Source organism: Atribacterota bacterium (assembly GCA_028717805.1).
Lineage (GTDB): Bacteria > Atribacterota > Phoenicimicrobiia > Phoenicimicrobiales > Stramentimicrobiaceae > Stramentimicrobium.
Map to the genome: position 1 here is coordinate 42014 of JAQUNC010000009.1, position 13426 is coordinate 55439.

General features: G+C 37.6%; 15 protein-coding genes. 2 read left to right on the forward strand and 13 right to left on the reverse strand.

Annotated features, from left to right (window positions below):
• Positions 1–64 precede the first annotated feature (64 nt).
• Positions 65–304, forward strand: a complete 240-nt coding sequence (locus tag PHD84_03495; GenBank protein MDD5636869.1) for a sigma factor-like helix-turn-helix DNA-binding protein — start codon at positions 65–67, stop codon at positions 302–304.
• Between the two features lie 101 nt (positions 305–405).
• Here PHD84_03495 and PHD84_03500 read toward each other — a convergent pair whose 3' ends face one another.
• The 13 genes from PHD84_03500 to PHD84_03560 form a co-directional block, all read right to left on the reverse strand.
• Positions 406–1353, reverse strand: coding sequence for a pseudouridine-5'-phosphate glycosidase (locus PHD84_03500; GenBank protein ID MDD5636870.1), 948 nt, complete (start codon positions 1351–1353; stop codon positions 406–408).
• Positions 1353–2315 (reverse strand): carbohydrate kinase family protein, encoded by a 963-nt coding sequence (locus PHD84_03505; protein MDD5636871.1) that lies wholly within the window; start codon positions 2313–2315, stop codon positions 1353–1355. The genes PHD84_03500 and PHD84_03505 overlap by 1 nt, the downstream gene beginning before the upstream one ends.
• A 137-nt stretch (positions 2316–2452) precedes the next feature.
• Positions 2453–3310, reverse strand: coding sequence for a lipoyl synthase (gene lipA, locus PHD84_03510; protein MDD5636872.1), 858 nt, complete (start codon positions 3308–3310; stop codon positions 2453–2455).
• The gene (gene lipB / locus PHD84_03515) at positions 3307–4017 is read right to left on the reverse strand and encodes a lipoyl(octanoyl) transferase LipB (protein MDD5636873.1); all 711 of its coding nucleotides are present in this window, start codon (positions 4015–4017) and stop codon (positions 3307–3309) included. Before lipB ends, lipA begins: the two co-directional genes overlap by 4 nt.
• Before the next feature lie 30 nt (positions 4018–4047).
• Positions 4048–4734, reverse strand: a complete 687-nt coding sequence (locus PHD84_03520; protein ID MDD5636874.1) for an FAD-dependent oxidoreductase — start codon at positions 4732–4734, stop codon at positions 4048–4050.
• Positions 4735–4924: 190 nt separating this feature from the next.
• Positions 4925–5680, reverse strand: coding sequence for a glucose 1-dehydrogenase (locus tag PHD84_03525; GenBank protein MDD5636875.1), 756 nt, complete (start codon positions 5678–5680; stop codon positions 4925–4927).
• A 5-nt stretch (positions 5681–5685) separates the two neighbouring features.
• The gene (locus tag PHD84_03530) at positions 5686–7224 is read right to left on the reverse strand and encodes a tripartite tricarboxylate transporter permease (protein ID MDD5636876.1); all 1539 of its coding nucleotides are present in this window, start codon (positions 7222–7224) and stop codon (positions 5686–5688) included.
• 31 nt (positions 7225–7255) lie between these two features.
• Entirely contained in the window at positions 7256–7741 is a 486-nt protein-coding gene (locus PHD84_03535) for a tripartite tricarboxylate transporter TctB family protein (GenBank protein MDD5636877.1), read from the reverse strand.
• Positions 7742–7828: 87 nt separating this feature from the next.
• A complete protein-coding gene (locus PHD84_03540; GenBank protein MDD5636878.1) occupies positions 7829–8887 on the reverse strand; it encodes a tripartite tricarboxylate transporter substrate-binding protein in 1059 nt (352 codons plus the stop codon).
• Positions 8888–9000: 113 nt separating this feature from the next.
• On the reverse strand, positions 9001–9894 hold the full coding sequence (gene garR / locus PHD84_03545; protein ID MDD5636879.1) for a 2-hydroxy-3-oxopropionate reductase: 894 nt from the start codon (positions 9892–9894) through the stop codon (positions 9001–9003).
• A 57-nt stretch (positions 9895–9951) separates the two neighbouring features.
• Positions 9952–10881, reverse strand: coding sequence for a transketolase C-terminal domain-containing protein (locus tag PHD84_03550; GenBank protein ID MDD5636880.1), 930 nt, complete (start codon positions 10879–10881; stop codon positions 9952–9954).
• A gap of 11 nt (positions 10882–10892) precedes the next feature.
• Entirely contained in the window at positions 10893–11720 is an 828-nt protein-coding gene (locus PHD84_03555) for a transketolase (GenBank protein MDD5636881.1), read from the reverse strand.
• 296 nt (positions 11721–12016) lie between these two features.
• Positions 12017–12706 carry a FadR/GntR family transcriptional regulator gene (locus PHD84_03560; GenBank protein ID MDD5636882.1) on the reverse strand — a complete coding sequence of 230 codons (690 nt, stop codon included), beginning with the start codon at positions 12704–12706 and terminating at the stop codon, positions 12017–12019.
• A 364-nt stretch (positions 12707–13070) separates the two neighbouring features.
• Here PHD84_03560 and PHD84_03565 point away from each other — a divergent pair.
• On the forward strand, positions 13071–13426 hold a 356-nt coding region (locus PHD84_03565), incomplete at its 3' end, for an asparaginase domain-containing protein (GenBank protein MDD5636883.1).

The following is a 13426-nucleotide window of genomic DNA, read 5'->3' on the forward strand; positions in this document are numbered from 1 at the left end:
TACCGACACACGACAAACGACTATCGACTAGCAACGTATGACTTTTTTAATTATGGGGGATTGAATGAATTATCATGACTTAGAAAATCACTTACTAAATATTGTTATTGAGGAATGCTTAAGTAAGCTTGCTTGGCAGGAACGGAAGATTATTTTGCTCTATTACTGGTGTGGGTATCGAGATGCGGAAATTGGAAATATGCTGGGTAAATCCCAGCAAATAATTAACTACAGGCGTAACCAGGCTTTAAAAAAGATTAAACAAACATACTTAAAGGGATTCCTTCCTCCTGAACAATCTTAAAATATTATGGATAGTTAAAGCTAACAATATGATAATAATTAGTGCAGAAATCTTCTCTGGGTAATATTACCAATTACGTCAGACTGCAGGTAACAATTTGTCTATTTATTAGCAGTAGATAGAAAGATTTCCTGATAGGCCAGGGCGATCTGGGCAGCTATGCAGGCATTATGTTTTAATAGTTCTATGTTTGCTTTTAAACTTCTTCCATCACTAAGATCTTTTATTTTATTGAGCAAATAAGGAGTAAGTTTTTTACCTTTAATATTATCCTGGTGGGCTAACTTCATAGCTTGTTCTATCCAGTGATCAACCTTCTTTTTGCTAAGGGCAAATTCAGTGGGTACCGGATTGGTTATTAATAAACCGGTCCCTAATTTCAATCGTAAATGAGCCCAAACCACTTGAGCTGCTTCCCAGCTATCTTTTAAAGGATAATCAACTTTCAAATGACTGGATTGACTATAAAAAGCAGGTAAATCTTCTGTCTGGTAACCTAATACCGGAACACCTACAGTCTCTAGATATTCCATGGTATGGGGAATATCTAGAATAGCCTTGGCACCAGAACAGATTACCGCCACTGGAGTCCTGGCAAGCTCAGTTAAGTCAGTAGAAATATCCATAGGATATTCTCCTTGGTAATTATTATGAACTCCTCCAATGCCACCGGTTGCAAAGAATATTATCTGACAGTGATGAGCTATCCACATGGTTAAAGCTACAGTGGTTCCTGCATTCATGCCCTTGGCAATAAGAGAGGATAAGTCTCTCTTGCTGGCTTTAATAGTACTTTTAGAATGGGCAAGCTTCTCAATTTCATCATGACTTAAACCCACCTTTATCTTACCATCTATAATGGCAATAGTAGCAGGAATAGCTCCCTGTTCACGTATATTCTTTTCCATCTGGAAAGCTGTATCAATATTTTCCGGAAAGGGCAAGCCATGGGTGATAAGATTAGATTCAAGTGCCACAACCGGTTTGCCTCTTTTACCTTTGCCGATTGCCTCTCTTATTTCTTCTGAAATTTCAAAATAATCCATCATTATAAAATCCTGAATATTCTTACCATTTGTTTTTTAACCATAACTTCATCAAGCTGGGGATAGACCGACTCAGGAGAATTAACCGTTAAGACTGAGATAATAAGACCTATTTGAACCGACTGGTAAAGTCTATAATTATGATATAATCCGTAGGCTATTCCAGCTACCAGTGCATCACCTGCTCCAGTACAGTCTACCATTTTTCTTCTCCTGGTATTAATAAACTCTCCCTCTGGAACCTGCACTGAATAAATATAAACACCCTGAGTGCTGTTAGTCAAGATAATGTTCTGAACACCTTTTTTCATGAGCCTTTCTATGGCTCTCTCTCGATCAGCAGAATTTTTTATTACTAGACCGGAAAGAGCACCAAGCTCACCGATGTTAGGAGTGAGATAATTAATTTTAGGTAAAATTCCTAATAATTTTCTGCTTTTTACTATTGATACTGGATCAACAATCATAGGTATGTTTTCTCTGCTACATAAAGAGGCAACATAATGAATTGCTTGGGTAGTAAGATTGGTATCCATGATAACAAGGCGGTTTTTCATTATAATCCCGGATTTGGCAATAAGATAACGGGGAGTGACCCTTTTCATAATCACAGTATCACTTACGGCAACCTGCATATTTCCCTTTTCATCCAATACAGCTATATACTTTCCGGTTGGATCCTTTTTGGACAGAATGACATCTCTGGTCTGAACATGGGCCTTTCTTAGCTTTTCCAAAATCTCTCTGCCTTCCTCATCATCACCTACTACAGTTAAAAAGTTTACCGGGATGTTTAGTAATCCCAAATAATGGGCAATATTTCTCCCAACACCGCCATGACTAATCCGTATGGTTCCGGGATTGGAAGTATCCCATTGAAGAACATTTTTAGGCTTTCCTTTTATATCAATATTGGTACCGCCGATAACCACAATGCCCTCTTTTTCTTCATCAGAAAAATTCATAATCACTTCAGAAAACTTCCTTTAATCTTAGAGTAAATCTGCATTACTATAGCGGGTGATTTTAAGAAACTCCTAATTTTTTAACCATTATCCCCTTGTAAAATCTGCTTTTCATGGTTAAATAAAAAACCAATAATTTAAGTTAAGTTGAGATACAATTCTCTTGCTCCATGTGAACTTCTAACCAGAGGCGCAGAGGCAACTCCTTTGAAACCCATCTGATAAGCCGTTTTTTTATAGAATAGAAACTGTTCCGGGGAAATATATTCCATAATAGGGTGATGCCGGCGGGAAGGTGTTAGATACTGCCCTATGGTTAACATATCACAATCTACTGATCTTAAATCATGTAAAACTTGAATTACTTCCTCTTCCCTTTCTCCCAAACCAACCATTATTCCTGATTTGGTTATTATTTCCGGGGCAATCTCCTTGCTATTGCTTAAAACAGCAAGAGAACGATGATAGTCCGCTTTTGGTCTTACCTCATTATATAAGCGGGGTACTGTTTCCATATTATGATTTAATACATCGGGAGCAGCTTGAAGTACACCAGCTAATGCTTTCCAGTCTCCAGCAAAATCCGGAATAAGCACCTCTATTAATAATTCTTCTGAAAACTGTTGTAATTTCTGAATAGTCTGAATAAATTGAAATGCTCCGCCATCCGACAAATCATCGCGAGTTACTGAGGTAATTACTACATATTTTAAACCAAGCTCTTGTACTGCCTGCATTATATGCTCCGGCTCATAAACATCAACCGGTTCAGGTTCTCCTTTCTGAACATTACAAAAAGTACAATTCCTGGTACAATATTTGCCTAAAATTAGAAAGGTAGCAGTCTTTTTGCTAAAACACTCCAGAAGATTAGGACACATGGCTTCCTGGCATACTGTATGGAGTGATAGACGATTTAGCAAGGAAATAAGCTGTTCGGTCTCTTCATTCTTTCTATATTTTATCCTTAACCAATCTGGTTTTCTGGTAATCATTCTAATAGCTCCATACTTTGAAGTAAGGTTGTTTTATCTTCCCAATAAGGCTTTAGACGAAAAACTTCTCCAAAGCATTGTATAACCTGCTTTTTCACTATGGCAATATCCTGCTTTTTATCTGTTAATTTTTTAATGGAAGTTACCCCTTTACCGGTAATACCACAGGATAATATCCATTGAAAGGCAGTTAAATCGGTGTTGACATTAAAGGCGAATCCGTGCATTGTAACTCCGGAGTGAATTGATAAACCAATAGCAGTGATTTTATCATTCCCCACCCAAACTCCGGGATATTCAGGAATAGGACCAGCTGCAATTTGATAATATTTATTGAGTAATTGAATAAAAACTTCTTCTAAAGCTCTTACTAATTCCTTAATTCCGGGTACATGATTTAGAAAGCGCATAATGGGATAACCTACAATCTGCCCGGGACCGTGATAGGTTACATCCCCACCTCGACCAATAGAGCAAACCTTTACACCCTGTTCTGCTAAAAACTCTTTTGGTGCTAGAATATTACTGCTGTTACCTCTTTTTCCTATAGTGATTACCGGTTCATGTTCCAGAAGGAGTAAAGTATCATCGATACGGTCTTCCTGTCTTAATTTAAGCAATCTTTCCTGAATTAATAATGCCTCTTCATAATCAATTAATCCTAAATCAACGATTTTTATTTTCTTTTCTCCTGATAGCTGATTCATAGTACTATCCCCACTATGTTATTATATCTTTTACTCAGTAATGCCAGGAAAATAATCTTTTTTTATCTTTTTCCCATCAACACCAAGCTCGTGCAAGGCTTCTTCTACCGACTTAACCATAACCATAGGGCCAGATATATAGAAAATTCGCTCGGCTATATCTGGAACTACCTTTTTAATTAAAGGGATGTCACAGCGCTGTGGTGAAAAAAGATAAACAATGTCTAACCTATCATACTGTTTTGCTAATCGTTCTATGGTATCCTTAAAAATAATATGATTTTCATTCTTATTACTGTAAATCAATATAATATCCTTGTTTTCTTCCCTTTTTTCCAATTCCAGGAGAATAGAATGATAGGGAGTGATGCCAATTCCACCAGCAACAAAGACTAATTTTTTATCCTCCACATTTATGGTAAAGCTCCCATCAATTTTAATAGCCTCTACTATATCTCCTGCCTCTTTGGTAAAGAGAGCCTTTTTGAAAGAACTGCTTTCTGCAAATAAATAACGGGTAGTAAGTCTAATCTTTTTTTGAAAGGGTGGCGAAGAGATGGTAAAAATACGGGTATCTCCCCTGTTATCGGGATTATCATGAGGAACCTTATAAAGAACATACTGTCCTGCTTGCCAAGAAATGGGTTCCTGTGGTTGGAGGATAAAACTGAAAACATCATCAGTTTCTCTTAGCTTTTCTTCTATTAGAAATTTCATTTTTAGCCCCTTTACTCAATATAATTAAAAGATAGTTTTTATTAGATTGATTACAATTATAACATATTAACCAATTTGAATACTATGATAATAATCAATAAGGATATAGAAATTTTAAGAAGAAAATCGGGAAGTATATTAGAAATATTTTAAACTCTATTGACGTTCATAGACTTATGTTCTGGTCTACTTAGTACGCAGTTAAACCTCCGTCAACCGGTAGAGATACCCCGGTGAGAAAGGATGACTCATCACAGGCTAAGAAAAGAGCGGCATTAACTACATCATTAACTGTTGCTAATCGTCCCAATGGAATCTCACCAAGCCTTTCTTGCAATCTTTCAGGATCTGTCAACATCTTATTTACCAGATCAGTTCTTACTGTAGAGGGGTGCAGAGAATTAATTCTGATACCTTCTTTAGCATATCTGACCGCTGTGGATTTAGTTAACAGGGTAATAGCCCCCTTAGATGCTGTATATGCTTCCGGAGTATATTTGTGTCCTACCAATCCACAAATGGAAGACATATTGATGATACTTCCACTTTTTTGTTTTCGCATTACTGGCAAGATATGCTTGGTCCCCAGAAAGACACTCCTGACATTCACCCGCATCATGGTATCCCATTCCTCAACCTCCATCTCTTCTATTGGTTTTCTTATATTAATTCCGGCATTATTTATTAAAATATCTAATTGTTGATAAGAATCTATTAGGTAAGATATCAGCTTCTTCCAATCCTTTTCTAAGGTAACATCCATGGGAAAAAATTCAGCCTTTCCGTCACTCTGTCTAATTTTATTCTCCAAATCCTTTCCGGATGAATTGTCCAAATCACATAGCAATACTAATGCTCCTTCGCGGGCAAAGCGCAAGGAAATAGCAGAACCAATTCCTCCAGCTGCTCCGGTAATAATAGCAATTTTTTTAGCTAACCTATCCATATTTATCACTTTCCTTCTTGTATCGTTTCAGCATTTATCTGAGCATGTTTTCTAGTATACTCAATTGTTCTGCGAAAACCACTGTAGGCAATTAATACAATGGCAGCCAGTAAAACTATGCCCACCGGTCTCCCTAATAGAGGTATCAGACTTCCACGGCTCTGCATCAGTGCTTGGCGGAAACTGATATCGGCCAGAGGTCCTAAGATAATCCCCAGAACCAGTGGTGCCATAGGATAGTCTAATTTACGCAGAACATAGCCTAAAATACCAAAGAAAAAGGTTACTTTTATATCAAAAATCCTTACTCCTCCTGCATAAGCGCCGATTACCGTAAGGGGTAAAATAAGGGGCATTAAAATTTCTCTTCTCAATTTTAATAATGAAGCAATGGGTTTGGCAATTATTAGTCCCCATATTAACATAAAGCATGTTGCTATTAAAAGAGAGATAGCAACTTCATAAAGAAATCCGGGATGTTCAATGGGCAACATTGGACCGGGTTGAACGCCATGAAGCCAGATAGCAGCAAGAAACATAGCAGCAGGAGGGCTTCCCGGAACCGCCAGAGTTAATAAGGGAATCATGGCCCCTCCGATTACGGCATTATTGGCTGTTTCAGCAGCAGCCACTCCCTCCAGACATCCGGTACCATATTTTTCTCCCTGTTTAGAACTTCTTTTTCCCACATCATAAGCCACCCAGGCTCCCACATCTTCTCCTGCTCCGGGTACCGCACCAATACCTACTCCAATAATTCCCGAACGTATTGCGGTAGGAATAAGGGAGCAAATAGTTTTCCAGCTGGGTATAACTTTGGTAACTTTACCCAGGATTTTATAGGGAACCTCCTGTTCTAAAACAATTAGAATTTCCGAAATACCAAATACCCCAATCAAAGCGGGGATAAGAGATATTCCACCCTTTAATTGTAACAATCCAAAGGTAAATCTAGGGTAGGCATAGACTTTGTCCAAACCAATCATAGCAGTAAAAAATCCTAAAAAGCCTACCACCCATCCTTTTATCGGATCTTTCCCGGTAGACAGGTTGCCACAAATCATGACACCAAATACAGCCAGGAGAAAATATTCCCACTGACCGAATTTTAAAGCAATCTTGTATACAAAGGGGGTGAGAAAAATAAGACAGGCTATACTTATCAACATGCCAATAAAAGAAGAAATAACACCAGCCCCTATTGCTAATCCTCCTTCTCCTCTCTTAGCCAGGATAAATCCGTCTATGGCGGTAGCCGCAGCAGCTGGTGTACCAGGGATGTTAACCATAATGGCGGAATAACAACCACCCATTATAGCTCCCACATAAACTCCCAGTAAAAAGGAGATAGCTAAATCAAATTGCATGCCATAACTCAAATTGATAAGCAAGGCTAAAGCCATAGTGGCTGTCAAACCCGGAATTGCCCCCACAATAATGCCCATAAATGTGGCACCAGCTAAGACTAAAATATTTGTTAAGTAGAGCTGGGCTGAAAAAGCATGGAAAAACATACCTGCCTGATGTAAAAATGAGTCAAGCATTGTTTAAATCTCCTCTTTTCCCTTAGTAAATTTATGGTAAAGGTATACGAAAAAATCTGGTAAAAAAAGTACTTATTAAGAATGAAGTTGTAATAGAAATAATTATTATCTTAATAAGGTTTGCTGATTTTAAATAGTACAGAGTGAAGAATAGATATAAAACTGTTGCTATGGTAAAGTGAATTCTATCAATTAAGATAAAAATATAAATAACCATGAAGACGATTAAAGTCATTACTCTACGAACCTGAATATTCTGAAAGAGATGAGTAAACTTAAATTTTCTAAGACCAGATTTGATTTGCTCATAGCCTTTTCTGCGCCAGGATGATGAAGTCAGTATGCTTCCTAAAAAAATAAAAATTATTCCCAGAATAAAAGGAAAAAATCCGGGAGCATCTAAAAAGGTCTTATAAACTTTCATATTTAAGGAAGCCCGGATAGCAACTCCACCAAATACAATTAGAAATAAACCCATCATAAGATCTGCAGCAGCCATTTTATCCATTTTTCCCATATCATTTATCCACTCTTAGCAAAATAAAGTAACAATGAGAGAAGGGATTTCAAATCCCTTCTCTCATTAAAGATAATTTCTCTTGTTTTAGAAGTTTTTCTCTTTTTCCCAATCCCAATCTGCTAATTTAGGAATAGCAAAACCTTCTGGTGATTTTTCTGCCAATCCACTATCATAGAGAGCCCAGGAGTATCCTGCTTCAGAGAAGGATAAGAATTTATCTGCTTCCTCACCATAATAACCTACAATATTTAGGGCTTTTGTGTCAGCAAATTCCTTAATTTCTGGCTGTTCAATCGCCCATAAGAAAGCTTCATTTAACTTGTCAATAATATTCTGCGGTGTTTCTCTTCTAATTAAAACAGGCCAGGTCTCGGAAAGTAACGGCACATTTTCACTGTCCTCCAGTAAATCAGTAATAGAAGGAATAATAATATCATCAACAGGATAAGGATCAGCAGTTGTGACAACCAGCGCCTTTAATTGACCGGCTTTCACGAAATCAACAGCGGATGAAAAGGTACACATGGCTATATCTACTTCTCCTGCATATAAAGCAACAGCTGCATTCCGACAGGATCCAGCTGTTACATAGTTGGGAGAAGGAATATCCGCTATTTGAAATATTGCTTCGACAAGAACATGGGGACCTACACCAAAACCTGAGATACCAAAGTTTAAATCTTCTTCTTTAATCGCTTTCATTGCTTCTTCAAATGTTTGGATAGGAGAATCGTCTTTAACCAATAAAGCAGCTGGTCCATTAAAAGGATGCCAGGAAATCCAATCTCGCCATGAAGTATTACTGGTGCCCATTACCCGGAAACCAGAAAGCGGACCGGAACCAGTAGCAAACATATTATATCCATCGGCTGGTTGAGAAAGTACATGTTCTGCCGCTACCGCACTGGATGCACCTTCCATATTAACTACATTAACTGTTTCACCCAGATATTCCTCCATCTTAGCTAATATTGGTCTTACTGCCGTATCAGTACCCCCACCTGCTCCAAATCCAACAGTTACCACTGGAGTACCCTTAGGCCACAACTTCTCACTTTGAGCTAAAACATTTTGCCCTCCAGCTAATAAAATGAGCAAGCTTATCATTATTAATAAAAAGATGCATTTATTTAAATTTTTCATTATATTACCTCCTTAAATTTTCTATCAAAATAGTAATTTACACCTACAGTAGATAGTCAATCTAGCCTGTTATTTATTTTCTGCTAAACCTCACCTCCTTTGATTATTACCAACTACTCCTTCCTCAAGGAAATTCCATTCATTTTCTCATAAAACAATGCCAGTCCGGCATGATCCACTTCGGTATGACCGTCAGCCATCAAGGCCTGCATCATCTCCATGACCTGGGCAGTTAAAGGCATGGTATTATGAAGTTCCTGACTGGTCTGTAAGACATTGGTCAGGTCTTTAACATGTAATCTCATGCGGAATCCGGGATCATAGTTTCCACTGAACATACGGGGTGCCTTGTCCGTGAGACACTGGCTGCCGGCCAGTCCGCCCCGGATGGCTTCAAAGATACGCTCGGGATCCACGCCAGCCTTCTTACCCAAGAGCAGGGCTTCAGCCACAATGGCGATATTGACCGCCACAATAGCCTGATTAACTAATTTAGTGGTGCCACCAGCACCAATATCACCGACCAGAACCGGTTTACCCATTACCTCTAGAATGGGTTTACAATGATGGAAAATCTCCTCTTTCCCCCCTACCATTATGGCTAAGGTTCCCAATTGGGCTTTCTCCTGTCCCCCACTTACTGGGGCATCTAACATATCTATACCTTTCTTGGCCAGCTCCCGGGCAAGGGCTTGAGAAACTAAGGGGGCAATGGAACTCATGTCGATGAGGATTTGACCCTGACGGGCTCCTTCTAAAATGCCTTGTTTGCTAAGAATAGCCTTCTGGACATCGGGTGAGTTGGGTAACATGGTGATGATAATATCACAATTTTTAGCCACCTGGGCGCAGGATTCTCCCCGGTCGGCACCTTCTTTGGTTAGACCATACAGGGCTTCCTGATTTATATCGTAAGCTATAAGGGGATAGCCTGCCTTGAGTAAATTTTTGGCCATGGGAAAGCCCATAATACCTATTCCGATAAAACCGATTTTTGGTTTGGACATAATAAAACTCCTTTCTTGAAAAAAGTTAAAACTTTATCTTAATTTTAAATACATAATTCATTCAAGTAAAGTTTCAACTTCCTTTATAATTGCTTGGGGTGTTAAACCATAATATTCCAGTAACTCCTCATGAGTCCTGGCAGATTGACCAAACTGGTCTTTTATTCCTATCATTTTGATGGGTATCATCCTATCGCATAGTGTTTCTGCAATGGCACTTCCCAATCCCCCAATAATGCTATGTTCTTCAGCGGTAACAATCCCTTTTACCCCTTTAATATGTTTCAATACCTCTTCCAGATGTAAAGGCTTAATGGTACTTACATTAACTACTCGCACTGAAATTCCCTTTTCCCTTAAGATTTCATGAGCTTGTAATGCCTGAAACCCCATTATGCCGGTAGCAAAAATAGTAATATCCGAACCTTCGGCCAAGCAGTACATTTTCCCTATCTCAAATACTGTATGGTGACTTGTTAGGATCGGTAATGAACTGCGGGTAATTCTGATATAAATTGGCCCTTGATGTCTTAGAGAGGCTCGCACTGCCTGGCGAGTTTCATCAGCATCTGCCGGAACAATAACAGTCATATTTGGAATTGCTCTCATAATGGCAATGTCTTCTACTGATTGATGAGTAGCACCATCACCAGCATCTGATAAACCACAACTGGAACCTACAATTCTAATATTTAAATTGGGTAGAGCTACTCCCTGTCTTATCTGGTTATAGGGCTGACCAGCAGCAAAAACAGAAAAGGAATTTATAAATGGTATTTTCCCCGCTAAAGATAAGCCAGCAGCTACAGAAACCATATTTTGCTCTGCTATACCCATTTCAAAAAATCTTTCCGGCATCTCTTTTTCCAAAAAGATAGTCATGGTAGAGCCACATAAATCCGCATCCAGGGCAACTACTCTCTCGTCCATCCGGGCAACTGCCAATAACTCTTTGCCATATGCTTCTCTTAAATCTTCCATTTTCATCGATTTTTACCTCATACCTTGATACTGGCAATATCTTTACGGGCTTGCTCATACTGCTCTGGAGTTAAAGAATTATTGTGGAAGCTATAATTGTTCTCGGCAAAAGAAACACCTTTCCCCTTGATGGTATGAGCAATGATGGCACAGGGAGAATTTTTCACCTGATCTGTCTGATCTAAGGCAGCAACAATCTCAGTCATATTATGTCCATCAATTTCCCAGGTTTTCCAGCCATATGCCTTAAATTTTGCTCTAATATTACCGATATCGTACCTTTCTTTAATAGCACCGCTGGCCAGAAGCTGGTTCTTATCAACAATTGCTACCAAGTTATCTAAACGATAAAAATTAGCACAGGTAATTGCCTCCCAGATCTGTCCCTCGCACAATTCACCATCTCCGATAATTACGTAAATACGATAATTTTTATGATCTAATTTTGCAGCCAACGCCATTCCCACACCAATAGATAATCCTTGGCCTAATGAACCAGTATTCGCTTCAATGCCCGGTGTTCTTATTTCTGGATGTCCCTGTAAAATAGAACCAAGCTCTTTAGTCTTTTTTAATTCGGATTTAGGGAAATATCCTAACTCTGCTAATGCGGCATATTGGGCAAGAACAGAATGTCCTTTACTAAATATAAAACGGTCACGTTCTGGATCATCAGGATTTTTGGGATTAATCTTCATTTTGTAAAAATATAGGGCAGTTACCAGATCAGCAGAGGACATGGAGCCACCAAGATGACCTTTTTTATCAATTCCGATGCAGTCTAAAATTCCTTCCCTGACAATCTTTGCTTTTCTTTCCAATTCTCTGATTTTTTTATTTTCCATAGATATTACTCCGTGGAAATATAGCACTTCCTGAATATTATTCCCTTAGTCAGACCATGATTCGTCTCTTAATAAGATTTATTTCAAAAAGATACAGTTAATCTCTTGATGGTCTCATAACTTAAGTCTTCTCAAGTTTTAAGAAACATTTTTTAAATAAAGTTATAAGATAACAGTTGTATTACAACATATTCTTAACTAATATATTAGTTGCATTTATCGCTAATGTCAAGGGAGTTCGTAGAAACTTCTGGTTCTATTTAAAATTATTCTAAGTAGTAGAAAATCTTTTTTAGCTACATATAAAGATGTAAGTATTTTTCATTATTTTCCAGGTGTTTCTTCATTAACTTTCTTGCTTCTTTTTTATCTCTCTTTTCAATGGCCTGGATTATTTTTTCGTGAAAATACAAGCCGGGTTCGGTCCCCATAGCTTCTACAATTTTAATCATGTGGTTTCGGAAAAAATCTTTAATAACAAAATTTGCTCTAATAATAATGGGGTTTTTGGTAATTTGTGATAATGCCAAGTGGAAATTAAGATCTTCAAAGGCAAATTTTTCCAGATTGTTCTCTTTATATCTATTCATTTCTTGCAAAATATTTTTTAATCTCTGAATATCTTCTAGAGAAGCTCTTTCCACTACCAATTCGATGGAGCCAATTTCTACTATTTTTCTATATTCATGCATGTAAACGGCTTGAGAACGATCAAATTGAATAAGCGGCAAAAGGGAACTGATGAATGAATCAGTAAAAGAGTGTTTAACAAAAGTACCCTGCCCTCTTTTCTTTTCTAAAAGATCAAGAACCACTAAAGCTTGCAAAGCCTCTCTTATAGTTATTCTACTGACATTTAATATCTCGGTCAGTTTATTTTCGGAAGGTATTTTATATCCTGGCTTCCACTTCCCAGTAATAATTTGGTCTTTTAACTGTTCAAAAACCTGGCTGGTTAATTTTTCTGTTTTTTTAATTGATTTCAAGATCTTTCTCCCGTCAATAAATTTCTTACTATATATTATTGGTAATGAGTTTTATTCCAGGTCCTAGTTAGCTTGTATTTGTATTTAGATTATTCTTTCTTTAGTATATTATAATATGTTGTCATATGTATTACAATAATATTTAAATAACAATGATAATTAAACATGGGCAAGCTAATGGGCATAGAGAGGACTTTTCTGAAATAAAATGATAGAATTATGGTAATAAAGATATAAAATATGATTTTCTTATACATAAGAACGTGTTACTCAGTTTACAGAACTAAACAAGGCATATTATAGAAAGCTATTTTATTAAACTTAGTACTTGCTGATGTACAAGATGTAATAATAGGGGTAAGAAATGAAAAGGAAAGAGAGAATTCTGGTTATTTTTACCGGAGGGACAATTGCCAGTGGATTACACAATAAAGTGACCAGTCCCAGTAAAAAATCATTTCAGTTATTATATGGTTATATCAAACATTTTGTCCAGGATAAGAATATTGATTTAATCTGTTATGAGCCGTGGGGAATACCCGGGGAAGACAGCTCCAACCTGGATCCAGGAAACTGGATGAAAATTACTTCACTTGTAGTTCGAGAATTAGACAATCAGCTGGGTGGTGTATTAATCGTGTATGGCACAGATACCATGGCTTATTTATCTTCCTGGTTAAGTCTTTGTTTCCCCGATATTGGTATTCCTATTATTTTGGC

Excerpts from the sequence above, each read along its gene's own strand:
- PHD84_03520 (MDD5636874.1), bottom strand. The coding sequence starts at position 4,734 with ATGAAATTTCTAATAGAAGAAAAGCTAAGAGAAACTGATGATGTTTTC.
- PHD84_03555 (MDD5636881.1), bottom strand. The coding sequence starts at position 11,720 with ATGGAAAATAAAAAAATCAGAGAATTGGAAAGAAAAGCAAAGATTGTC.
- lipB (MDD5636873.1), bottom strand. The coding sequence starts at position 4,017 with ATGAATCAGCTATCAGGAGAAAAGAAAATAAAAATCGTTGATTTAGGA.
- PHD84_03525 (MDD5636875.1), bottom strand. The coding sequence starts at position 5,680 with ATGGATAGGTTAGCTAAAAAAATTGCTATTATTACCGGAGCAGCTGGA.
- PHD84_03550 (MDD5636880.1), bottom strand. The coding sequence starts at position 10,881 with ATGAAAATGGAAGATTTAAGAGAAGCATATGGCAAAGAGTTATTGGCA.
- PHD84_03505 (MDD5636871.1), bottom strand. The coding sequence starts at position 2,315 with ATGAATTTTTCTGATGAAGAAAAAGAGGGCATTGTGGTTATCGGCGGT.
- PHD84_03495 (MDD5636869.1), top strand. The coding sequence starts at position 65 with ATGAATTATCATGACTTAGAAAATCACTTACTAAATATTGTTATTGAG.
- PHD84_03535 (MDD5636877.1), bottom strand. The coding sequence starts at position 7,741 with ATGGGAAAAATGGATAAAATGGCTGCTGCAGATCTTATGATGGGTTTA.
- garR (MDD5636879.1), bottom strand. The coding sequence starts at position 9,894 with ATGTCCAAACCAAAAATCGGTTTTATCGGAATAGGTATTATGGGCTTT.
- lipA (MDD5636872.1), bottom strand. The coding sequence starts at position 3,310 with ATGATTACCAGAAAACCAGATTGGTTAAGGATAAAATATAGAAAGAAT.
- PHD84_03540 (MDD5636878.1), bottom strand. The coding sequence starts at position 8,887 with ATGAAAAATTTAAATAAATGCATCTTTTTATTAATAATGATAAGCTTG.
- PHD84_03530 (MDD5636876.1), bottom strand. The coding sequence starts at position 7,224 with ATGCTTGACTCATTTTTACATCAGGCAGGTATGTTTTTCCATGCTTTT.
- PHD84_03500 (MDD5636870.1), bottom strand. The coding sequence starts at position 1,353 with ATGATGGATTATTTTGAAATTTCAGAAGAAATAAGAGAGGCAATCGGC.